Source organism: Roseateles sp. GW821-FHT09G09, assembly GCF_059415965.1.
Window position 1 is genome coordinate 115139 of sequence record NZ_JBWKOG010000002.1, and the last position, 20489, is coordinate 135627.

General features: G+C 69.3%; 22 protein-coding genes. 7 read left to right on the forward strand and 15 right to left on the reverse strand.

The window, feature by feature from the left end; genetic code table 11:
* The first annotated feature begins 31 nt into the window (after window positions 1-31).
* Both AC07O8_RS05435 and AC07O8_RS05440 read left to right on the forward strand, forming a co-directional pair.
* On the forward strand, window positions 32-586 hold the full coding sequence (locus tag AC07O8_RS05435) for a Panacea domain-containing protein (RefSeq protein ID WP_495047073.1): 555 nt from the start codon (window positions 32-34) through the stop codon (window positions 584-586).
* Window positions 587-689: 103 nt separating this feature from the next.
* Window positions 690-1358 (forward strand): hypothetical protein, encoded by a 669-nt coding sequence (locus AC07O8_RS05440; RefSeq protein WP_495047074.1) that lies wholly within the window; start codon window positions 690-692, stop codon window positions 1356-1358.
* Between the two features lie 39 nt (window positions 1359-1397).
* Here the strand turns inward: AC07O8_RS05440 and AC07O8_RS05445 are convergent, their stop codons facing one another.
* From AC07O8_RS05445 to AC07O8_RS05460, 4 genes are all read right to left on the reverse strand, one after another.
* Complete coding sequence (locus AC07O8_RS05445; protein ID WP_495047075.1) at window positions 1398-1937, reverse strand: histidine phosphatase family protein; 540 nt, start codon at window positions 1935-1937, stop codon at window positions 1398-1400.
* 2 nt (window positions 1938-1939) lie between these two features.
* On the reverse strand, window positions 1940-2734 hold the full coding sequence (locus AC07O8_RS05450; RefSeq protein WP_495047076.1) for an adenosylcobinamide-GDP ribazoletransferase: 795 nt from the start codon (window positions 2732-2734) through the stop codon (window positions 1940-1942).
* Window positions 2735-2888: 154 nt separating this feature from the next.
* Window positions 2889-3848, reverse strand: coding sequence for a DUF3369 domain-containing protein (locus AC07O8_RS05455; protein ID WP_495047077.1), 960 nt, complete (start codon window positions 3846-3848; stop codon window positions 2889-2891).
* Window positions 3849-3916: 68 nt separating this feature from the next.
* A complete protein-coding gene (locus tag AC07O8_RS05460) occupies window positions 3917-4939 on the reverse strand; it encodes a diguanylate cyclase domain-containing protein (RefSeq protein ID WP_495047078.1) in 1023 nt (340 codons plus the stop codon).
* Window positions 4940-5176: 237 nt separating this feature from the next.
* Between AC07O8_RS05460 and AC07O8_RS05465 the strand changes: the two genes are divergently transcribed.
* From AC07O8_RS05465 to AC07O8_RS05480, 4 genes are all read left to right on the forward strand, one after another.
* Window positions 5177-6469 carry an MFS transporter gene (locus AC07O8_RS05465; protein WP_495047079.1) on the forward strand — a complete coding sequence of 431 codons (1293 nt, stop codon included), beginning with the start codon at window positions 5177-5179 and terminating at the stop codon, window positions 6467-6469.
* Window positions 6470-6619: 150 nt separating this feature from the next.
* A complete protein-coding gene (locus tag AC07O8_RS05470; RefSeq protein ID WP_495047080.1) occupies window positions 6620-7537 on the forward strand; it encodes an amino acid ABC transporter substrate-binding protein in 918 nt (305 codons plus the stop codon).
* Window positions 7538-7721: 184 nt separating this feature from the next.
* Window positions 7722-9032 (forward strand): hypothetical protein, encoded by a 1311-nt coding sequence (locus tag AC07O8_RS05475; protein ID WP_495047081.1) that lies wholly within the window; start codon window positions 7722-7724, stop codon window positions 9030-9032.
* A gap of 7 nt (window positions 9033-9039) precedes the next feature.
* Window positions 9040-9486 (forward strand): hypothetical protein, encoded by a 447-nt coding sequence (locus tag AC07O8_RS05480; RefSeq protein ID WP_495047082.1) that lies wholly within the window; start codon window positions 9040-9042, stop codon window positions 9484-9486.
* Between the two features lie 83 nt (window positions 9487-9569).
* Here the strand turns inward: AC07O8_RS05480 and AC07O8_RS05485 are convergent, their stop codons facing one another.
* The 5 genes from AC07O8_RS05485 to ybiA all read right to left on the reverse strand — a co-directional run bounded on the left by AC07O8_RS05485 (window position 9570) and on the right by ybiA (window position 12877).
* Window positions 9570-10871 carry a hemolysin family protein gene (locus tag AC07O8_RS05485; protein ID WP_495047083.1) on the reverse strand — a complete coding sequence of 434 codons (1302 nt, stop codon included), beginning with the start codon at window positions 10869-10871 and terminating at the stop codon, window positions 9570-9572.
* Window positions 10872-11033: 162 nt separating this feature from the next.
* On the reverse strand, window positions 11034-11402 hold the full coding sequence (locus AC07O8_RS05490) for a hypothetical protein (RefSeq protein ID WP_495047084.1): 369 nt from the start codon (window positions 11400-11402) through the stop codon (window positions 11034-11036).
* A 42-nt stretch (window positions 11403-11444) separates the two neighbouring features.
* Complete coding sequence (locus tag AC07O8_RS05495; RefSeq protein WP_495047085.1) at window positions 11445-11798, reverse strand: hypothetical protein; 354 nt, start codon at window positions 11796-11798, stop codon at window positions 11445-11447.
* A gap of 91 nt (window positions 11799-11889) precedes the next feature.
* On the reverse strand, window positions 11890-12300 hold the full coding sequence (locus AC07O8_RS05500; RefSeq protein WP_495047086.1) for a hypothetical protein: 411 nt from the start codon (window positions 12298-12300) through the stop codon (window positions 11890-11892).
* Complete coding sequence (gene ybiA / locus AC07O8_RS05505) at window positions 12284-12877, reverse strand: riboflavin biosynthesis intermediates N-glycosidase (RefSeq protein WP_495047087.1); 594 nt, start codon at window positions 12875-12877, stop codon at window positions 12284-12286. Before ybiA ends, AC07O8_RS05500 begins: the two co-directional genes overlap by 17 nt.
* 94 nt (window positions 12878-12971) lie before the next feature.
* Here ybiA and AC07O8_RS05510 point away from each other — a divergent pair, with 94 nt between their 5' ends.
* Window positions 12972-13724, forward strand: coding sequence for an NUDIX hydrolase (locus AC07O8_RS05510; protein WP_495047603.1), 753 nt, complete (start codon window positions 12972-12974; stop codon window positions 13722-13724).
* Between the two features lie 206 nt (window positions 13725-13930).
* On the opposite strand, the gene AC07O8_RS05515 is transcribed toward AC07O8_RS05510, so the two are convergent.
* The 6 genes from AC07O8_RS05515 to cbiB all read right to left on the reverse strand — a co-directional run bounded on the left by AC07O8_RS05515 (window position 13931) and on the right by cbiB (window position 20467).
* On the reverse strand, window positions 13931-14500 hold the full coding sequence (locus AC07O8_RS05515) for a hypothetical protein (protein ID WP_495047088.1): 570 nt from the start codon (window positions 14498-14500) through the stop codon (window positions 13931-13933).
* A gap of 204 nt (window positions 14501-14704) precedes the next feature.
* Window positions 14705-15091, reverse strand: coding sequence for a nuclear transport factor 2 family protein (locus tag AC07O8_RS05520; RefSeq protein WP_495047089.1), 387 nt, complete (start codon window positions 15089-15091; stop codon window positions 14705-14707).
* A 470-nt stretch (window positions 15092-15561) separates the two neighbouring features.
* A complete protein-coding gene (gene cobT, locus AC07O8_RS05525; protein WP_495047090.1) occupies window positions 15562-16605 on the reverse strand; it encodes a nicotinate-nucleotide--dimethylbenzimidazole phosphoribosyltransferase in 1044 nt (347 codons plus the stop codon).
* Between the two features lie 54 nt (window positions 16606-16659).
* Window positions 16660-18180 carry a cobyric acid synthase gene (locus tag AC07O8_RS05530; RefSeq protein ID WP_495047091.1) on the reverse strand — a complete coding sequence of 507 codons (1521 nt, stop codon included), beginning with the start codon at window positions 18178-18180 and terminating at the stop codon, window positions 16660-16662.
* 155 nt (window positions 18181-18335) lie between these two features.
* Window positions 18336-19451 carry a pyridoxal phosphate-dependent aminotransferase gene (locus AC07O8_RS05535; protein ID WP_495047092.1) on the reverse strand — a complete coding sequence of 372 codons (1116 nt, stop codon included), beginning with the start codon at window positions 19449-19451 and terminating at the stop codon, window positions 18336-18338.
* A complete protein-coding gene (gene cbiB, locus AC07O8_RS05540) occupies window positions 19448-20467 on the reverse strand; it encodes an adenosylcobinamide-phosphate synthase CbiB (RefSeq protein ID WP_495047093.1) in 1020 nt (339 codons plus the stop codon). Before cbiB ends, AC07O8_RS05535 begins: the two co-directional genes overlap by 4 nt.
* Between the last annotated feature and the right edge of the window lie 22 nt (window positions 20468-20489).

The following is a 20489-nucleotide window of genomic DNA, read 5'->3' on the forward strand; positions in this document are numbered from 1 at the left end:
GCCTTCTGATTCCGGAACCCTTCTGAGCGTCGTGCAGTTGCCGATCGCCGGGCCGGGATCGCTTCATCGGAAGGAAGGTGAGATGGCGGACATCCATGATGTGGCGGACTACTTGATCGTGAAGCTCTGGGAGGCCGGCGAGCGTCCCAGCGTGCATCGGCTGCACAAGCTGCTCTACTACGTGCAGGGCTGGCATCTGGTCGTGCACGACCGCCCGCTCTTCCCGGAGCGGTTCCAGGCTTGGATCCACGGACCCATCTGCAAGCCGCTGTTTGATCGCTTCTCTTGGGATCGTTCCCTGTACGGCGCCGTCGAGCTTCGCGACGTACGCGAAGGTTTTTCGTTCGATGTCTTCAGCGAGGTCGAACGCAATCACATCGATCGCATCCTCGACGAGTACGCCATTTACCCGACGTTCCAGTTGATGCGGATGTCCCGTGAGGAGTTGCCTTGGCTCAAGGCGCGAGGCCACCTGCCTCTTGCTGATCAATGCGATCGTGAGCTTGACGAGGACTGCATGCGGAAGTTCTTCAAGTCGCAAATGGAGCAGGAGCATGAAGCCCAAGGTATACCTGCGCAGGTCTGACCCGCCGCGGATGCGGGCTGCAGATCCTGCGCCAGTCGCAGAGAGGCCGACACCGCAGGGGCGACAGACGCGATCCTCAGGCAATCCCAAGTGGTCCTTCGGAATGAAGTTCTTCCGCGAGATCAAGTTCTTCGGCTTTGATTCGGCGGAGATCGACAAGCGTTGGATGGTCTCCATGTTCTATCGCTTGGGAGAACTCTCTGGCTTGCGGGTGATGGACGTGATGCGCGACGCAGGCGTTCGAGAAGGAACGCTCCGCATCCATGACATCGATTGGTCAGCCCGGAACACGCCCCTCGGGCCTGAGAACATCGATTGGATCGTGGAGGCGGATCATCCTCCTGGACGCGAGTTCTCCTTGATTCAACTGGCGGTATCCAAGGCGGAGGGGCGTCTGATCGGCTTCTTCGACGAAGAAGCCATCTTCCAGATCGTGCTGTTCGATCCCCTGCACAACGCGCAGCCTAGCAAGTTCAACGACTACAAGGTCCGTCTGTCCAAGCCGCTCGGCTGCGAGGTGACCGCGCTGCGGCATGAGGTGGCGCAGGTGATGGCGAAGAGCTGCGAACGCGATTGCGGATGCGCGGGCGATCTTGCCGCTGCGCTGCAATGGCGCCGCGACCAGCGGGGCAGCGCGATCGTCATGCCGGTCATCGATGGCACAGAGATCGAGGACGCCGACCAGCTCATCGCCGAAGGCCGTGTCGGCAGCTACCGAGACATCTTTGCAGCCGGCCTCGTGGCCGTGTTGGAGAGACGTCTCGATAGCTGAGGATGAGGCTGAAAATGGGCCCGCGGCGGACGTCGGAACTCAGAGTGCCCAGCGCTCCGAGTAGGCCGGCGGGGTGGGCCACTGGGCGGCCTGGGGCGGGGCGTCGGGATGCTCCCGCGCCCAGCGCCTCGCCAGCATCCACCCGCCGTGACTGACGACCAGCGCGCCGCCCGACCACGTCGAGGCGCGTTCGAGCAGCGTCGTCAGGGATTCGCCGCTCTCCGGTGCGAAGCTCGCGAAGTCCGCGACCCAGGCGTCGATCTCGTTCTTCGGAATGTCCGTCCATGGCCGGCCGTCCCACGCGCCGAAGTCGATCTCCGCGAGCGCCGCATCGATGCGATGCCGCCATCCCCAACGCGTCAGCCACCGGCCGACATCGGCACAGCGCTGGAGCGGCGACGTCCACACCTCATGCGGCATCCGATGTCGCCTCGCATGAGCCTGGATGCGCCGCGCGAGCCGCTTGGCGCGGCGTCGTTCCACCGGCAGGTCGCAGCGCGCGCCGACGCACAGACCCTTCGCCCCTTCGGGCCGCGGATGCCGCCAGACGACGATGCCGGCGATCTCACTGCCGCTCATGGTCAATCCGCCGGGAACAGCGGCGCCATCGCCAGGAACGCCAGCAACGCGCCCAGCTCTACGACCTGCTGCGTGGCGCCGAGCGTGTCGCCGGTGTAGCCGTTCAATCGCCGTTCCAGCATCGACTGCATGTAGAAGGTCAGCCCTGCGCAGACCACCACCGCCGCCAGCATCTCCGGGACGTTCTCCGGCGTGATCCAGGCGCCGGCGAGCGTCGCGAGCACCACCAGTGCCAGCGCGATGGCAAGACCTGGCCCGCTGATCTGCATCGCCAGGGGCTTGGCCTTGGCGTGTTCGGCGTCGCCGGCGTAGGGCAGCGCGTGCAGCAGCCACACCGGCGCCGCGCGCGAGGCGACGTGCGCCCACACCAGGGCCAGCATCGCGAGCGTCGGGTCGATGTCCGCGAGGCCCAGCAGCACCGTGGCCTTCAGGCCCAGCACCAGGATCAGCCCGAGCGCACCGTAGCTGCCGATGCGCGAGTCCTTCATGATCGTCAGCGCCTTCTCGCGCGAGACCGCGCCGCCGAGCGCATCGCAGCTGTCGGCCAGCCCATCCTCATGGAAGCCGCCGGTCAGCCAGACGCTGGCCGCCATCGCGAGCCCCACGGCGACCGTGGCCGGAAAGAGCTGCAGCGTGCCCCACAGCACCAGGGCCGAGAAGCCGCCGACGACCGCGCCGACGAGCGGGAAGAAGCGCGCGCATTGCTGCAGCCACGCGGGTTCGAACCCGACCCAGCGCGGCACCGGCACGCGCGTGAAGAACTGCAGGGCGACGAAGAAGAGGCGGACTTGATGCATGGACGCGTGAGGCAGAACCGGCCGCGATGATACGAGTCGCTCTTCGCAGTAAGCGCGGACAGCGAGCGCGGGTGGGGCCGGAATGGGGCTTGGGGTTCGCGGACGCGAGGCCCCATGCCCCGTGGAGAGCCCGCGCCAGGCCTCGCGCAGTGGGTCACGCCACCGGACGCTTCCTATCCCGCTCCAGCAGCCCCTCATACGCGATCGCGACATTGGCGCAGAAGATGTCGAGCATCTCCCGCCCTTCGTCGTCGAGTGGATCCGACAGCACCATGTACAGCAGGCTCTCGTTGCCCGAGTGCGTCCGGTAGTAGCCGATGAAGCGCCCGTCCTCGAAGCTGCTCTGCCGGGTCGCCAGCGCGCGGTCCAGCGCCTCGCGCACGTCGGCGGGCAGGTCCGACACCTGCGCGTCGGCGAGCAGCCCCTGGTACTCCGAGGTCGCGGCCAGCACCTGCAGGTGGCCTTGCGCGTGGGAGGCGGCGTACATGCGGCTCGCGCACAGCCCCCGGGCCTCGTAACCCAGCATGTGCCCGACCTGCTCCAGCAGCGCCGACGCGAAGTGGCGCAGGTTGCTCGAGTCGTGGATCTGCGTGATCGCGTCGATCGAGCGCCGCAGCGCCGCGCGCGACTGCGACAGGATCACGATGTCGCGGTACGAGCGCAGCGCCGAGTAGAAGACCGTGATCAGCTTGCGCTTGGTCAGCTCGGTCTTCTCCTTGTAGTCGTTGATGTCGTAGGTCTTGATGACGTGTTCCTCGGGCGCCTGGCCCGGCTGCCCGGTGCGCAGCACGATGCGCACGTGGTTGTTGCGCAGTTCCTCGCGGATGAAACGGGCGACGTCCAGCCCCGCGTGTTCCGACTCCATCACCACGTCCAGCAGGATCAGCGCGATGTCCTGGCGGTCTCGCAGCAGGTCGCGCGCTTCCGCGCCGTTGTAGGCATTGAGGAACTGCAGCTTCCGTCCTGCGAACTCGAAGTCCGCCATGACCAGCTGGGTCACCTGATGCACCGCCGGATCGTCGTCGACGATCATCACCAGCCACGGATCGAGCGTGCGCGTGCGGGCGTCCTCGGCGGGATCGGGCAGCTCGTCGGCGAACACCATGTCGGTCATCGGTTCCTCCCTGCTTGATTTTGTCGCGGGCCATTATCAACAGCCGGGTCGACATGGGAAGCGTGGATTCAGCAGGACGGCTCCAGCGGCATCGGCCCGGAGCGGTCCCGGCCCTGCCGCGTGCGCTTGGCCTCGTACATCCGCATGTCGGCGCATTCCATCAGCGCGGTCGCGTCGCGCCAGTCCTCCGGGCAGCGGGACGCCCCCATGCTGGCCCGCAGCGGCAGCACACGATCCAGGTAGGGGAACGGCCCCTCCACCGCCGCATGGATGCGCTCCAGCGTCGCCTCCAGCGTCGTCGCCGATCCTGCATGGGTCAGGAGGAGGGCGAACTCGTCGCCGCCCAGCCGCGCGACCGTGTCCGACTCGCGCGTGGTGCCGGCGAGCCGGCGGCTGAACTCGACCAGCGCGGCGTCGCCGGCCGCGTGGCCGAGCGTGTCGTTGATGTGCTTGAGGCCGTCCATGTCCAGCAGCACGACGGCGATCGGCGGATCGCCGCGCTCGACCTCTGCGATGGCGTGGCGCAGCCGGTCCATGAACAGCGAACGGTTGGCCAGGCCGGTCATGTCGTCGTGCGTGGCCCGGTGGAAGAGGTCGTCGCGGCCGTAGCGGGTCGCCCAGTACATCGCGGCGCCCAGCACCTTGGACATCAGCGACAGCACCTGCACCTCGCGGTTGCCGAAGTTGCCCGCGCGCGACGAGAAGGCCTTGAGCACGCCGACCGGCGTGCCCTGGTGCGCCAGCGGCAGCACGACCATCGAGCGCAGGCCCACGCGCCGGCAGGCCTCGAGGTCGACGCGGCTGTCGATGTCGACGTCGTCGCAGATCAGCGGGATGCCCTGGCGCAGGCAGGTGCCGGAGAGGCTGCCGTCGCGGCGCACGCGCACGCCGAGCTGGTGGCTGGCGGCGCCGGCGACGGCGCGATACACCAGGTCCTCGCCCTCGGCCAGCTCGATCGCGGCGCCGTCGGCGTCGACGAGTTCCAGCGTGCCGTGGACCGACAGCGACATCACGCCCGCCAGGTCTAGCCCGAGCTGGGCGACCTGGCTGTGGATCTCGATGATGCGCAGGAGTGCGTCCCGGCTCGGCATCGACCGCCCCGAAAAGACCCGCTCCCTGGCCCACGCCGGCCACCGCCGCGCGCGCACTGGGTGCGTCGTTGCGCGGGACCACCTGCCGTCGTTGCCGCCAGTCTAGACCGGGGGCCTGCGCGATTCACCCCCTCTTTCCGGTGACGTTGCGAGGCGGCAGCGCCGGCCTCGGGGAATCTCCCGATGGGAGCCATGTCTTTACGCTGCGGATACGAGGCATGCGCAGAATCGCGCCCCATGTCAGAAAACAAATCCTCCCCGGCTGCCGCCGCTGCCGCCGCTCCCCCAGCGATCGTGCCGTTCACGCCCTATCAGAAGCTGGCCGCCGGGCTGATGGCGCTGCTGCAGTTCTCCGTCGTGCTGGACTTCATGATCATGTCGCCGCTGGGCGTCATGATCATGCCGGCGCTGCGGATGAGCTCCGGCGAGTTCGGCCTGGCCGTCTCCGCCTATGCCTTCAGCGCCGGCATCGCCGGGCTCCTGACGGCGGGATTCGCCGACCGCTTCGACCGCAAGCGGCTGCTGTTGTTCTTCTTCTGCGGCTTCCTGCTGGGCACGCTGTGGTGCGGCCTGGCGACGAGCTTCGCCTCGCTGCTGGCGGCGCGCATCGTGACCGGCCTGTTCGGCGGCGTCATCGGCTCCATCGTCATGGCGATCACCGCGGACCTGTTCCCGCCGTCGCAGCGCGGCCGCGTGATGGGCCTGCTGCAGGGCGGCTTCGCGGCCAGCCAGGTGCTGGGGCTGCCGTTCTCGATCTTCCTGGCCTCGCGCTTCGACTGGCATGCGCCGTTCATCGCGATCGTGCTGTTCGGGCTGCTCGCGGCGCTGGTGATCGCCTTCAAGCTGCAACCGGTGAACGCGCACCTCGGCGCGGCGGGCACCGGCCAGCACAGCGCGGCGCGGCACCTGCTGCAGACGGTGCGCATCCCGCGCCAGCAACTGGCCTTCGCGCTGACCGCGCTGCTGACCACGGGCGGCTTCATGCTGATGCCCTTCGCCAGCGCCTTCGTCGTGCACAACGTCGGCATCCCGCTGGACCACCTGCCCATCATCTACCTGATCACCGGCATCTGCACCCTGGTGTTCTCGCCGCTGATCGGCCGCCTGTCCGACCGCGTCGGCGCGATGCCGGTGTTCTACGCCGGCTGCGCCATCACCATCGCGACGGTCGCGTTCTACACGCACCTGGGGACGTCGCCGCTGTGGGTGCTGATCGTGGTCAACGTGGTGATGTTCGTGGGCATCTTCTCGCGCATGATCCCGGCCCAGGTGACGCTCGCGGGCGTGCCGGCGCCGGAGCAGCGCGGCTCGTTCAACGCGATCAACTCGGCGCTGCAGCAGCTGGCCGGGGGCCTGGCCTCGCTGGTGGCGGGGCACATCGTGCACATCGGTCCGGACGGTCACGTGAACGACTTCCCGTACGTGGGCTACGTCGTCATCGCGTCCACGCTGGTCGCGGCGCTGCTGATGCGCCAGCTCGTGCGCGGCGGGCGCGCGGCGGGCGTGCCCGCCCCGGTCAAGGCCGGCTGAGTTCGATTGGCGGTCCGTGACGGAAGTCACGGAGGGCGCGAGCTTCTTGTCGATCCGTCTAGAGTGGGCCCTCGAGCGGGGGGCATTGCTTACACGTGCGGAACATCCGCTCCCTAGAATTCAGGGTTTTCACCGACCCGGAATTCGATCATGTCCTCCGCGATCCGGCGCCTGAGCGGCGCATTCGTCCTGTCGGCCGTGGCGCTGACGTCGCTGTCGGCGCGCGCCGCCGGCCCGGCCGTCGACACGATGGCCCGCATCAAGGATTCCAAGACGATCACGCTGGGCGTGCGCGAGGCCTCGCGGCCCTTCTCCTTCGTCAACGAGCAGAAGCAGGGTCAGGGCTACTCGGTCGACCTGTGCCTGGCGGCCGTCGACGAGATCAAGAAGGAACTGAAGCTGCCCGAGCTGAAGGTCAACTACGTCGTCGTCTCCGGCGCCGACCGGATCCCGAAGCTGCAGAAGGGCGAGATCGACCTGGAGTGCGGCTCGACGACCAACACCAAGGCGCGTCAGGAGCAGGTCGACTTCAGCTACACGATCTTCGTCGCGGGCATGCGCGTGCTGATCCCGAGCGGTGCCAAGGTCGACTCGATCAAGGACCTGGACGGCATGACGATCGCGCTGGCCAAGGGCACGACCTCGGAGAAGCTGTTCACGCAGCTGAACAACTCCGGCGAGGCCAAGATGCAGCTGGTCCAGTACCCCAACAACACGGACGCGTTCAAGGCGCTGCGGGAGGGCAAGGCCCGCGCGTTCGCGCAGGACGATGCGCTGTTGCTGGGCCTGGCGTCCAAGGACAAGGCGCTGGACAGCCTGAGCCTGGGCCAGATGGCCTTCTCGGTGGAGCCCTACGGCATCATGATGCGCAAGGGCGACGCCAAGCTGGCGGCGGCCGTGGACCGCGCGCTGAGCCGCGTCTACGGCAGCGGCGAGATCGAGCAGCTCTACAACAAGTGGTTCCAGACCTCGGCGCTGTCGATCCCGATGAACCGCCTGACGCGCGACGGCTTCAAGCGCCCGAACCGCGAAGCCGGCGTGGCGATGCTGCTGGGGTATTCGATCTGAGCGATCCCTCCGGATCCTGGTGAGCAAGCGGACCTTCGGGTCCGTTTTGCATTGGTGGGTTGGAAACGCGAGCCGGGGGGCAAGACCTGGACCCGCGTCACTCGGACGGACTCCCTAGCCCTTGGGGGACCCGCAGGCGCGTTCGGCCGCGACACTGCGCCTTCCTCATTGCCGCACGAGCCCCATGCGCCTGGAAGTCGCCCGACCTTGCTCCTCGACCCTTCGCCGCTGGCTGGCCGGCGCGTGGATCGCGACCTTCGCCGTCGTCGCATCGCCGGCGCATGCCCTCGACGTGCCGTCGGGCTGGACACAACGTGTCCACGAGGACGGTCTGCTGTTGCAGCCCGCCGACCTGCCGCCCGGCAAGGTGATGCAGCTGTGGGTCGCGCCGCCGATGGAGGTGGGGCGCGACGAGGGCGTGGCCGCACTCGCGCGCCTCAAGGATCCGATGCGCGGGCTGGGCGCGACCGGCCAGCCAACCTGCAAGCCGCCGCAGATGCTGCAGGCTGGCGTGGTGCTCCAGAACTGCGTGGCGACCGTCAACGGCGCGACTGTCGAGACGCAGGTCTACCTGCGCCCGGCGCGCAACGGCCAGGTCGAATGGCTGAGGCTGGCGTTCTCCCAGGACGAGGCCTTGCTTCAGCAATTCGGCGGCGGCCTGAAAGCGCTCACCGGGAAGTCCAACGAACTGTGGCCGGCGCTCAAGGCGCTGGCCGGCGACGAGCGCAAGCGCCGTGAGGAAGCCGAACGCACCGCCGCGCTGGAGCGTCGCGCGGCCGCCGATCGCGCGATCCACGTGGCGCCGGGCAAGGGCGTCGCGGAGCGCGACATCGCCTTCCTGCTCTGGACCTGGTACCAGCCCAGCGGCGAGAGCCTGGTGGAGAACCTGCATCTGCTGCTCAAGGACGGCACCGGCTACCGCAACCTCGACCTGCCGCCGGACGAGCTCGACATGGCTGCGGCGCGCCGCTTCAAGCCGGAGCGCGTCCTCCAGTGGCGCCGCAGCGGCGGCGACTGGCAGATCAAGGACCACGACGACAAGGACTGGCGCACGATCAGCGGCACGCCCGCGACGCCGGCCTCGGTGGGACAGAAGATCGACGGCACGTTCACGCACTCCTGGTACTCAATCCTCGGCGGCGGCAGCTCGCAAAACCGCTTCCATTTTGAATCGGACGGCACTTTCGAGCAGACAGGCAAGTCCGTGTTCGGCACCGGCGGCATGGCCGCGGCGAACGGCGTCGCGGGCATGGCGACCAACACCTACTCGCGCGGCGGCAGCACGACGACCTCGTCGGTCAGCGCGGTCGGTGCCGGTGCGGGAGGCGCCCAGCGGCAGCGCCGCAACGGCGGCGACTTCGTTGGCCGTTACCGGCTGGACCGCTGGGCCATGGTCGTCGAGCGCGAGAACGGCGACCAGGAGCGGGTGCTCTTCGCGTTCAACGGCGACAAGCAACGCGCCGTGTTCATCAAGGACATGGGCTACTCGAAGTAGGCCGCCGATGAGCGACGACGTCTTCGCGGGCCTGCCGCCGATCGAACCGGATCGGTGGCTGCGGTCGCTGGGGCCGTTCGAGGACGAGCGGGGTAATCACTTCCGGCTCGCCATCGACTGCACGCTGGCCGGATCGAGTTGGCCGGGCCGGAAGAAGCGCCTGCTGGCGGCGCTCGGCCTGCGACGTGCCGCGGAGCGGATCTCGCTGCAGGCGCGCATCGAGATCGAGCTGTTCGCGATCCAGCCCATCCTGGGCGACCTCCTCGATCGCGATGGCGTGCCTCGCGAAGGCTTCTTCGCTCCCATGCCTCCGCGTGTTCGAGATCTCCAACTGGAAGTCACGCACGGGCAGGGGGTGGTGTACTACCTCCTCAAGCTGTCCACCGACGCGGGCCATGCGGAGTTCCCGTCGTTCGAGGCGATCGTGCGGTGGCGCCTGCTGCGCAATCCCTGATCAGCAGATCGACGAGCAGGCTCCCCTGCGTCGCATAGGTCCACTTGTCCGTCTTGAGCAGGGTCGCGACGGGCCACGCACCGTCACGCCACGACATCGGGCACCTCCACGACACGCGACGCCAGCACCTTGTCGATCGTCTTGCCGTCCATGTCGACGATCTCGAAGCGCCAGCCTTCCCACTCGACCGTGTCCGCCTCGCGCGGCAGGCGGCCGGTGAGCAGCATCATCATCCCGCTCAGCGTGTGATACCGGCCGCGCTCTTCCTCCGGCACCTCGTCGAGACCCAGGCTGTCCTTCAGTTCCGGCACCGGGATGTGGCCGTCGAGCAGCCAGGAGCCGTCCTCGCGCTGCACCGCCCAGGCGGACGCGGGATCGCGCGGCTGGAACTCGCCGGTGATCGCCTCGACCAGGTCGTGCAGCGTGACCAGGCCTTGCACCTCGCCGTACTCGTCGATGACGAAGGCCATGTGCACGGCGGACAGTCGGAAGTTGGCCAGCAGCTCCATGCCGGTCAGCGTCTCCGGCACGTACAGCGGCGGGGCGAGGTGCTGGTCCAGGCGCGGCTGGCGCTGTCGCAGCATTTCCGACAGCACCTGGCGCGCGTTCACGACGCCGACGATGTCATGCAGCCCGCCGCGCACGACCGGGAACAGCGCATGGTCCGAGGCCTCGATGCGCGCGAGCGTCGTCTCCATCGGATCGTTCAGGTCCAGGCAGACCACGTCGCGGCGGGACACCATCAGCGAGCCGATCTGGCGGTCGTCCAGGCGGAAGACGTTGCGCACCATCGCGTGCTCGTGCGACTCGATCACGCCGGCGCTGGTGCCTTCGGCGAGCACGGCGTGGATCTCTTCCTCGGTGACGTTGAAGGCGGCCGACTGCTTCACGCCGAGCAGGCGCAGCAGCGCGTTCGTCGAGCCCGACAGCAGCCGCACGAAGGGCTTGGTCGCCACGGCGAGCGCCGCGATCGGGCGCGCGACCAGGCGCGCGACGGCCTCGGGGTTGGACTGTCCCAGGCGCTTGGGCACCAGCTCGCCGAGCACGATCGAGAAGTAGGTGATCAGCACGACGACCAGGCCGGTCGCGGCGCCGCTGGCGTACTCGGCCGGCACGCCGTGGGAGGTGATCCACAGCGCGAGCGGCCCGGCCAGCGCGGCCTCGCCCACGATGCCGTTGAGCACGCCGATCGAGGTGATGCCGATCTGGATCGTCGACAGGAAGCGGGTGGGGTCCTCGCCCAGCTTGACGGCGGCGGCGGCGGCGCTGTCGCCGTCGTCGATGAGCTTCTGCAGGCGCGCTCGGCGCGCGGTGACCAGTCCGATCTCGGACATGGCGAACAGGCCGTTGAGCAGGATGAGGAAGAAGAGTAAGGCGATTTCCATGATGGATGGGGAAGGAACGCCGGCCCGCCGGACCTCGAGGACGAGGCGCGCGACGGGGACGGCGCAGACGCACGCGAGCGCGGAAGGCGCGGCGCGTGCCGAAGGGGAAGGGCAGGGGTGTGGAGGCGGCGAGGCGCCTCGGAGCGGGCTACACGGGTCGCGTCAGACGCGCGGCGGCCGCAGGAGCGGCTGCGTGCAGCGCTGGGGCTCGTGCAGCTGGGGCGTGGGAAGCGGGCTCGCCTGCGGCGGCGCGATGCGCAGCGGACGCGCGTCGGGCTTGCAGTGATCGGACATGTCGTCCGAGGTGTCGCCGAGCTCGAAGAGCAGGGCAGCAATGTCGGCGGCGTGGTCGTCGTCGGCGCCTGGTTGCGCCGCGGCGCTGACGACGGTCGCGGGATCGGCCGGTTGCCCGTCGACCAGCAGATGCTGCGCATGCGCGACGCCCGCGGCGAACATCGTCACGCCGGCGGCGGCGATGCCGTACGCGGGGACGAGGATCGTCAGGACGAGGATGCGGAGCCAGCGGGTCACGGGTGGGATTCTATCGATCACGTCTCGTGACGCGCGGAGGGCTCAATTCTCCGGGCCTTGGACGAAGTAGACCGACGGCACCAACGCCCAGGCGGGCAGGCTGCTGCAGGTGTAGCCGTTGTCGTCGTAGTAGATCGCGACGTTCTTGCTGGTCGAGCGGGCCGTCAGCAATGTTGCGTAGATGGATTTGCAAGTGGCTGCAGACGCTCGGCCAGCGCCGCCGTTGAGGTTGCAGATCTTGTGGATGGGGGTGCCGGTGACGCTGACGGTGACATCGCCGCCCATGTCAATGCCTAGGTAGGTCACAGCGCCGCCGCACGAGTAGTTGGCGTGCGCCGTCGACGCGACCAGCGCCAGGGACGCGACGGTGGCCGTCGCGATGCGTTTGAGCTTCATGATGAGTTCCTCCCTCTGATGGCCGTTGTGTGACCGCAGCAACCCCATGTTTCTGGGTACGACTGCAACGGCGGGGTCGGATGTTAGAGGTTCAGGGGGCGGTTTGAATGACGGAATGTGAGCCATCCTGATCGAAGCGCGTCAGCACCGCGATCGTCCCGACGATGTGATCGTTCAGCGCTTCCAGCTCCTCCGCCGGTACCCACCACTCGGTGTGATGGGCGCCGCCGACCTGCTGGACCGGATAGCGGTCCATGAAGTCCTTGCGGACTTCGAAGCGGGTGACGAAGCCCTCGCCGCTGGCCGGCACGTTCCAGTCGCGCGCGATCTCGACGGCGTACTGCTCGTTCGTGACGGGGTAGAAGATCGGCTGATCCGGCAGACGTGGTGGCCACCGGCGGTAGCCCGATTGCGCCACGAGCGCCAGCTCTTGTGGGCCGGTCGGCCGGAAGAGGGTGAGGGTGGGGGAGGTCATGAAATTGCTTTCAATTTGCGCACTCATCGGCCGCATCCTTGGCTGCTTTCAGTCGCGCCCGGACTTCCATCAACGCGAAGCCGAGCAGGTTCAGTCCCTTCCAGCGCGCAGGGTTGCGGGCGTCGGCATCATTCGCCGCCAGCCCGATGCCCCAGACGGGATCGACGGGGCTGGCCTCGACCAGCACCTGCTCGCCGGTGCTCAAGAGGAATCGACGCAGCGGGCCGTTGCCGCCGAACTTGCCCATGTTGGCGGCGACGACGATGTCGAAGCGGTGCTCGGCCCATCGACGCTCGTCGAAGCCGGCCACCTTGCGACCGAGCTGCTTCCCCAGATCGGGCGTCTTCGCCTCCAGGATCTGCTGGCGCAGCGCCTGGTCGCCGAAGAGCTCGGCCTTGCCGGCCATCATGAAGTGCTCCGCCGTGCGGAAGGTCTCCTTGCCAACCTGGAACGATGCGTCGTACCACTGGCTGAAGCAGGCGGCGCTCACCCCACGGTCCTTGGGAGGTTGATGCCCCCAGAAGAGCACGTACTCGACCGGTTGCCCTGCTTGCACGGACTCGATCAGACTGCGGATGTCCCGCGTCTCGCTTGCTGGTTTCATTGTTGTTCTCCCAGAGTCATATGAGTTGTATAGTGCAACTCTTCGAAGGTTGCACAATACAACTCTCCAGCGATCCCATCAAGCCCGAACGACGATGACAACCGAACCTTCGCGCCGGAAACCACAGCCCGCTCCCGCGAGCCCCTCCTTTCCGCTGCCGTTCACGACGGTCGACGTGGTGATCTTTTCTGTCGTCGAGGATCAACTGCGGGTGTTGCTGGTGCAGCGTCCATCGAAAGAGGACGAGCCGTTCCCTGAACGTTGGGCCCTGCCGGGCGGCTTCGTGAACATCGACCGCGACCGCGATCTGGAGGCCTGCGCGCGGCGCAAGCTGTCGGAAAAGACGGGCGTTGCCAGTCCGTATCTGGAGCAACTTGGCAGCTGGGGTGGCAAGGACCGCGATCCGCGCGGGTGGTCCGCGACCCACGTGTATTTCGCGCTGATCCCCGCCGACGGCGTGAAGCTGGCCAAGGGCGCGAACGCCGCCGACGTGGGATGGTTCGAGGTGGAGACCCTGCTGAAGCGTCCGCGCCTGGCCTTTGACCACGGTGCCATCCTGAAGACCGCCGTCGAGCGGCTGCGCGGCAAGGTGGAGTACACGTCGCTGCCGGCCTTCCTGTTGCCCGTGGCCTTCACGCTGCCGCAGCTGCAACGGATGTACGAGGTCGTTCTGGGCCGACCGGTCGACAAGAGCGGCTTCCGGACGCGCATGCTCGCGGCCGGGTTCCTCGAAGAAGCAGGGCCGATGGCCGGCGACGCCAACCGCCCCGCGATGGGTTATCGCCTCCTGGACCGCAAGAGCGCGGTGGTGTTTCCGCGGACCTTCAGTCCAAGACAGGGCGAGTGAGCTTGACCAGGGGGCGCTGACGTCCCTCGATCAGAAGTCCCGCGTGTCGCATCGGCTCGCGCGAATTGCTGGCGCGACGTACCGCGCGAACGCGCCCCGTCGAGACGGCGACCCGGACCGTTGCCAACGCCGGGGGCGATGCCGGCATGGCCGCACCGATCGCGGGACGCTTTTTCCAGGCTGGACGCAAGCCGCCGCGCGCGTCCTCATCCTTGGAGGAACGGCAGGATCCACCGTTCGAATTCGTCCTGCCACTCCTGCTGCGCGGCCACGAGGATGGGCTCCGGATCGTCGACCGGCGCCACCTGCAACTGCTCTCTCAGCCACTCGATGTAGGCGTCGAGCCCTTCGCTCTTGCGATAGTGGTGCTCGCTGCGGAAGTAGTGGATGCGGTCGAAGTCGATGCGCGGTTCCACGTCGCAGCTGCTGACGCGCAGCAACTCTCGCACGTCGCGCGCGACGATCCACTCGCCGCCTTCGTCGCCGAAGGCCACCACCGGCCAGCGGTCCGGCATCGGCGGCTGCGACGGGTCTGGATTCCACAGCGCATAGAACGACCCCGACGCCGTCGCCCGCGCAAACGGGATCAGCCGCGACAGGAACGCGGGATCCTCCGACCAGCCGTATCGCAGGCCGTCGTGGTCGTCGTCGGTCAGCGTCAGCGCTGCGGAGTAGTTGCCGTAGCCGATGTCATTCTGGAAGCGCAGCAACGCGAGCAGGGACTCGGGAACGGGCAGGTCGCCGAAGGGCGCGGCGAAGTCGGTCGGATCGATCATGGGAGGAGCAGGGGAGTCGGTACAACGACCGGCTGGACCCGGCCAGCCCCGCTGCTCTGGACAGCAGTGGAGCCGCCGCGAATCTAGCGCCCATCGGGGTTCCCGGGACGTGACCTTCGTCCACTCCCGCGCCGATGTCCCCTGACCCGGCGTCGCACGCGAAGCGTGCGCGCCTGCACCACGTCGAACCCGAGGCCGTGCGCCTCACCAGACCTGTGCGGCCGGCGTGCCCTGGTGATACCGCATCTGCCAGCCCTGCGCCGTCTTCAGCCACAGCGAGGACCGCAGCGTGTGATGCGCCAGCGAGCCGTCCTCCTGCCGATGCGCGGAGCGGTAGGTCAGCAAGGCCGCATCAGGCGCGAGCGGCGCGATGCGGAACTCGTCGGGCGCGACCTTCGGCGGCTCGTGGTCGTCGGCGAGCCAGCGGATGATGGTGTCGCGGTCGTACTGCCGGCCGGATCGGCCGACCTCGTGGAAGTCCGGGTGCAGCAGCTGCGACAGGCGCTCGGCGCTGCAGCGCACGCCGGGATGGTGGAGCTCGACTTCCAGTGAGCGGATTGTGTCGAGCAGTGAGCGTTCGGCGTCGGACATGGCGGAACGGGATCGTGAGGGATGAGGTGGTGCAGCGAGCATAGCGGCGCTGTGCTTGCGCGATGCGGGCAGGGCGCAGGGGCTTCGGCACTGCCACCGCCGCTGGCCCTCACCCCCGCCCTCTCCCGCAAGCGGGAGAGGGGGTAAGAAGGGTGCCGGTCGGACTTCCTCTCCCGCAGGGGGAGAGAGGGCAAGAAGGGCGCCGATCGGACTCCCTCTCCCGCAAGCGGAAGAGAGGGTAAGAAGGGCGCCGGTTGGACTCCCTCTCCCGCGAGCGGAAGAGAGGGTAAGAAGGGCGCCGGTCGGACTCCCTCTCCCGCAAGCGGGAGAGAGGGTAAGAAGGGCGCCGGTCGGACTCCCTCTCCCGCTTGCGGGAGAGGGCGGGGGTGAGGGCCAGCGGCCTCGGCAGACAGCGGACGACAGCACTTCTACCGCCGCATGCGCTCGATACGGCTGCATTTCCCTCCGGGTCAGGCCTTGTCGCTCACACCCGCCGAATCGAAGCTCGCCATCTCGGCCAGCACGCGGCAGGCCGACTCCAGCAGCGGCCACGCCAGCGCCGCGCCGGAGCCTTCGCCCAGGCGCAGGCCGAGGTCCAGCAGCGGCTGCGCCTGCAGCGTGTCCAGCATCAACCGGTGGCCCTGCTCGTTGGAACGGTGCGCGAAGACGCAGCGCTCCAGCACCGCCGGCTGCAGCTTCGCCGCCACCAGCACCGCCGCGCCGGTGATGAAGCCGTCCACGACGATCACCCGGCGCTCCAGCGCCGCCTGCAGCACCGCGCCGACCATCATCGCGATCTCCAGCCCGCCCAGCGCGGCCAGCGCCGCCAGCGGCTCGATGGCGCGCGGATGCTTCTCCAGCACGCGCGCCAGCACGGCCAGCTTGTGACGCAGCTGCGCGTCGTCCAGCCCCGTGCCGCGTCCCACGCAGTCCGCCAGCGGATACCCGCCCAGCCGCGACAGCAGCAGCGCCGCCGACGAGGTGTTGCCGATGCCCATCTCGCCCAGCAGCAGCGCGTTGCCCGGCCGCTTCTGCAGCAGCGTCTTGCCGGCGGCGATCGCCGTCGCGCATTCGTCGACCGTCATCGCCGGTCCCGCCAGCATGTCGCGGCTGCCCATCGCGATCTTGGCGATCAGCAGGCCCGGACGCGGCTCGAAGGTGTGGCGCACGCCGGCGTCGACGACGCTCAGTTGCAGCCCGTGCTGGCGCGCCAGCACGGACACCGCCGCGCCGCCCGCCAGGAAGTTCTCGACCATCTGCCAGGTCACGTCCGACGGGAAGGCCGACACGCCGTGCGCCGCCAGGCCGTGATCGGCTGCGAAGACCATCATCTGCGGCTCCACCAGCTTCGGTTGCTCCGTGCCCTGGATCAGGCCCAGGCGCAGCATCAGCCCCTCCAGCCGACCCAGCGAGCCCAGCGGCTTGGTCTTGCGATCGATGCGGTGCTGCAGCGCCGCGGCCAGCGCCGCGTCGTGCAGCGAGGGAATCGCGGGAATCAGGTCTTGCTTGGTCATGGGGACTTCTCGGACTTCAAAGGGAAAGGGGAGCGGCGCGGCCTGCGAAGAGGGCTACGGCAACGGCGATGGCGATGGCGATGGCGGCGTCGCGGCGGGCGACAGCAGCCCCATCAGCACGCCGGGCGCGAAGTGGCGGTCGATGTAGTCGGCCAACTCGTCGAAGACCTGGTCGAGCGGCCGGGCCGGACGGTCGAACAGCGCGGCCAGCACGCGGTCGTCCTCGAACAGGCCGTGCAGGTAGTGGCCGAGCACCGGCCCGTGCTGCCAGCCGACCGGCTCGCCGAGGGCGTCGAACAGCACCGGCCGCGCCGCGGGCAGGCCGGGATGCTGCGCCGTGCGGCCGTGGTGGATCTCGTAGCCGCGCGCCACCTGCCCGTTCAGCGACGACCACGGCGCGTCCAGCGTCGGCGCGAAACGGCACTCGGCCTCGCGCAGCAGCTTCTCGCGCTCGAACAGCGTCACCAGCGGCAGCAGGCCCAGGCCGGGCGCGTTGCCGTCGAGCCCGTGCGGATCGACCAGCGCCTCGCCCAGCATCTGCAGGCCGCCGCAGATGCCCAGCACCCGCCGGCCGGCGGCGGCATGCGCCGCGACCGCGACGTCCAGCCGCTGCGCGCGCAGCCACGCCAGGTCCGCCGCCACCGCCTTCGATCCCGGCAGGATGATCCAGTCGACGCCGTCGAGCTCGGCCGGCGTGCGGGCCCAGCTCAGACGCACGTCGGGCAGGTTGCGCAGCGGCTGGAATTCGTCGAGGTTGGACAGCCGCGGATAGGCGATCACGGCCACGCGGATCGGAGCGCGTCCGCGGTCGTCAGTGCCGGTGCCCGTGCCCGTGCCGAGGCCGCCCGTCGTGCGGTCGTCGAAGACGCCGTCCTCCTCGGGCAGCCCGTGCCCGCGCCACATCGGCAGCGTCGCGAGCGTGGGCACGCCGGTCATCTGCTGCAGCATCTCCGGACCGGGCGACAGCAGCGCCGCGTCGCCGCGGAAGCGGTTTAGCACGAAGCCCCGGATCAGCGCGCGCTCGTCCGCCGGCAGCAGCGCGTGCGTGCCGTACAGATGGGCGAAGGCGCCGCCGCGGTCGATGTCGGTGACCAGCAGGCAGGCCGCGCCGGCCTCGCGCGCGGTGCGCATGTTCACGTAGTCGCTGCTGTGCAGGTTGATCTCGGCGGGCGAGCCGGCGCCCTCGATGACGACGACGTCGTTCTCGTCGAGCAGCGCATGCAGCGCCCCGCGCGCGCGGGCCCAGAGCGCTTCGCTGCGCTCGCGCCACGGCGCGCGGCTGAGCGCCTCGTCGACCTCGCCGAGCACGACGACCTGCGAGGCGGTGTCCTTCTCCGGCTTCAGCAGCACCGGGTTCATGCGCACCTCGGGCCGCGCGCGGGCGGCGAGCGCCTGGAAGTACTGCGCCGAGCCGATCTCGCCCTGACGCCCGTCGAGACCCGGCACGACGCGCGCGTTGTTGCTCATGTTCTGCGCCTTGTACGGCGCGACGCGCAGGCCCTGACGCGCGTACCAGCGGCACAGCGCCGTGGTGAGGAAGCTCTTGCCCGCCCCGCTGGTGGTGCCCAGCACCATCACGGCCCGCCCCCGCCGCTGCCCCGACGCCCGATCCGGAGTCAGCGAGCCCCCCTGGGGCCGGAATGGGGCTTGGGGGTCCTGGAGGGATCCCCCATGCCCCGTGGAGAGCCCGCGCTTGGCCGCACGGCCGACATCATCCGACCCAGGACCGCTCACAGTGTTTCTCCAGAAGGATGCGTCGTATCGAACGCCCCATGGCGCGACGGCGGCGATGGCAACGGCGTGTGTCCGCCGAAGGTGGACATCGCGGTGGCCAGCGCGTCGACCGCTTCCGGCGACTGCACCGACACGCGGACCAGCCCTGGCAGGCCGAAGGAGCTCGCGTCGCGCAGCTTGATGCCGAGGGCGCGCAGGCCTTCGAGCAGTGCTTCCGGCACGCCGTGCCACGGTGACGGCAGGGCGGCGAGCCAGAAGTTGGCGACGCCGCCGTCGATCTGGTCGAAGCCCATTGTCGCCATGCGCGCCCATTGCGCCGCGCGCCATTCGCGCAGCAGCGGGAGCGAGGCTTCAAGTTCGTTGCGGATCGACGGCGTGGTCCAGGCCTCGAGCAAGGCCTGACCCTCGGACGACAGGACCCAGCTCGGCGCGAGTTCCGCGACGCGGTCGATCCAGAGTCCGTCGCGGGGGCCGATGAGGTAGGCGCCTCGCACGCCGGTGAGCCCGAAGGCCTTGTTGGGGCAGACCAGCCGCCACGCGCCGTCGGCGATCGGCTGCGGCAGCGCGCATGCGCCGGCCAGGCGCAGCGCGTCGTAGGCCTGGTCGACGACGAGCTGCGAGCCGCTCTGTCCGAGCGCGAGCGCCACGGCCGTCCATTCGGCGGGGCCGAAGCTCGCGCCGGTCGGGTTGTTGGGATCGCAGACCCAGACCAGCGAGGGCAGGGTCAGCGCGTCGGCCAGCTCGAAGGCGTCGTCGTAGCCGGTCACCTGCAGGCCGAGCGCGTGCGCGGCGGCCGCGTAGTCGCCGAAGCCGGGCTGCGGCACGCAGACGCGTGTCACGCCGGACAGCATCGCGGCGAGCGTCAGGCGGCGGATCGCTTCTGAGCCGCCGGAGGCCGGCAGCACGCGGTCGGGCTCGACGCGATGCCAGTCGCCCAGACGGGCGCGCAACGCGGCGTAGGCGGGATCGGGATAACACAGCCGGTCGGCGCGCAGCACCGCGTCGAGCGCGGCCGGCGGCGGCCCGAGCGGATGGGCGTTGGTCGAGAAGTCGTGGCGCACCGGCGGCCCGGCGTCGGTGCCGCCGTGCATGAGCGATTGGAAGCGGCTCATCGCGCGCGCCCGACGGCAATGCCGGGGGCCATGCTGTCGACGATGCCGCCGACCCCCAGCACGAAGACGAACGCGAAGCCGCCGCGCAGCGCCGCGGCGCCCAGCACCAGCAGCGCGGCCAGGCCCAGCATCGCCCCTGCGGCGAGGCGCTGCGCGGTGACCATGTCCTCGGCGACGACGTCGCCGCCGGACGGATTGAGCCGGTAGTGGCCGGGCTTGCTCAGCACGCGGCCCAGCCGCAGCGCCATCGCGCCCATCGGCCAGCCGCCGTTGGGCGAGGGCGTGCGCGCGGCCTCGCGCAGCAGCGGCGCGAGCAGCGCCGGCCGCCACGCGACGAGCGCCAGTCCCGTGAGCCGCGCCGGGATCCACGACAGCACGTCGTCGGCGCGTGCGGCCCACTTGCCGGCCCATTCCCAACGACCGCGGTAGCCCCACATCGCGTCCGCGGTGTTGGCGAAGCGGTAGACCGCCGCGCCCGGCAGGCCGGCGATCATGAACCAGAAGAGCGGCGCGATGACGGAATCGTTGAGGTTCTCGGCGAGCGTCTCGATGGCGGTCTCGCGGATGTCGCGCGCGGAGAGCTGCGTCGTGTCGCGGCTGACCAGGCGGGACAGCTGGGCGCGGCCCTCGTCGAGCGAGCGAGACAGCGCGGTCTCGACGGCGCCGACCTCGTCGCGCAGCATGCGCCACGCGAGCATCGGCTTCAGCGCGAGTCCCAGCAGCAGCGCCGCCACTGCGAGTCGCCAGCCGCCGAACCACGGCTCGAGCCCCGCGATGATCGCGTGCTCGATCGCCCAGGCGGCGACGGCGGACAGCGTGATGCCCGCGCTCCACGCGAGCGCCCCGCCGATGAACGCCGCCTTCGCCGACATGCCGCAGAGCCGGTCGCCGAAGAGCCCCAGGAAACGCCCCATGCCCACGACCGGATGCACGGCGGCAGGCGGCTCGCCGAAGCAGCGGTCGAGCAGCAGGGCGATCGGGATCGCGAGGGCGAGCAGCCAGGACATCGGACTCATGAGATGAGCAACGAGAAGCGTC

Excerpts from the sequence above, each read along its gene's own strand:
- AC07O8_RS05440 (WP_495047074.1), top strand. The coding sequence starts at position 690 with ATGAAGTTCTTCCGCGAGATCAAGTTCTTCGGCTTTGATTCGGCGGAG.
- AC07O8_RS05445 (WP_495047075.1), bottom strand. The coding sequence starts at position 1,937 with ATGAGCGGCAGTGAGATCGCCGGCATCGTCGTCTGGCGGCATCCGCGG.
- AC07O8_RS05450 (WP_495047076.1), bottom strand. The coding sequence starts at position 2,734 with ATGCATCAAGTCCGCCTCTTCTTCGTCGCCCTGCAGTTCTTCACGCGC.
- AC07O8_RS05455 (WP_495047077.1), bottom strand. The coding sequence starts at position 3,848 with ATGACCGACATGGTGTTCGCCGACGAGCTGCCCGATCCCGCCGAGGAC.
- AC07O8_RS05460 (WP_495047078.1), bottom strand. The coding sequence starts at position 4,939 with ATGCCGAGCCGGGACGCACTCCTGCGCATCATCGAGATCCACAGCCAG.
- AC07O8_RS05465 (WP_495047079.1), top strand. The coding sequence starts at position 5,177 with ATGTCAGAAAACAAATCCTCCCCGGCTGCCGCCGCTGCCGCCGCTCCC.
- AC07O8_RS05470 (WP_495047080.1), top strand. The coding sequence starts at position 6,620 with ATGTCCTCCGCGATCCGGCGCCTGAGCGGCGCATTCGTCCTGTCGGCC.
- AC07O8_RS05475 (WP_495047081.1), top strand. The coding sequence starts at position 7,722 with ATGCGCCTGGAAGTCGCCCGACCTTGCTCCTCGACCCTTCGCCGCTGG.
- AC07O8_RS05480 (WP_495047082.1), top strand. The coding sequence starts at position 9,040 with ATGAGCGACGACGTCTTCGCGGGCCTGCCGCCGATCGAACCGGATCGG.
- AC07O8_RS05485 (WP_495047083.1), bottom strand. The coding sequence starts at position 10,871 with ATGGAAATCGCCTTACTCTTCTTCCTCATCCTGCTCAACGGCCTGTTC.
- AC07O8_RS05495 (WP_495047085.1), bottom strand. The coding sequence starts at position 11,798 with ATGAAGCTCAAACGCATCGCGACGGCCACCGTCGCGTCCCTGGCGCTG.
- AC07O8_RS05500 (WP_495047086.1), bottom strand. The coding sequence starts at position 12,300 with ATGAGTGCGCAAATTGAAAGCAATTTCATGACCTCCCCCACCCTCACC.
- ybiA (WP_495047087.1), bottom strand. The coding sequence starts at position 12,877 with ATGAAACCAGCAAGCGAGACGCGGGACATCCGCAGTCTGATCGAGTCC.
- AC07O8_RS05510 (WP_495047603.1), top strand. The coding sequence starts at position 12,972 with ATGACAACCGAACCTTCGCGCCGGAAACCACAGCCCGCTCCCGCGAGC.
- AC07O8_RS05515 (WP_495047088.1), bottom strand. The coding sequence starts at position 14,500 with ATGATCGATCCGACCGACTTCGCCGCGCCCTTCGGCGACCTGCCCGTT.
- AC07O8_RS05520 (WP_495047089.1), bottom strand. The coding sequence starts at position 15,091 with ATGTCCGACGCCGAACGCTCACTGCTCGACACAATCCGCTCACTGGAA.
- cobT (WP_495047090.1), bottom strand. The coding sequence starts at position 16,605 with ATGACCAAGCAAGACCTGATTCCCGCGATTCCCTCGCTGCACGACGCG.
- AC07O8_RS05530 (WP_495047091.1), bottom strand. The coding sequence starts at position 18,180 with ATGGTGCTGGGCACCACCAGCGGGGCGGGCAAGAGCTTCCTCACCACG.
- AC07O8_RS05535 (WP_495047092.1), bottom strand. The coding sequence starts at position 19,451 with ATGAGCCGCTTCCAATCGCTCATGCACGGCGGCACCGACGCCGGGCCG.
- cbiB (WP_495047093.1), bottom strand. The coding sequence starts at position 20,467 with ATGAGTCCGATGTCCTGGCTGCTCGCCCTCGCGATCCCGATCGCCCTG.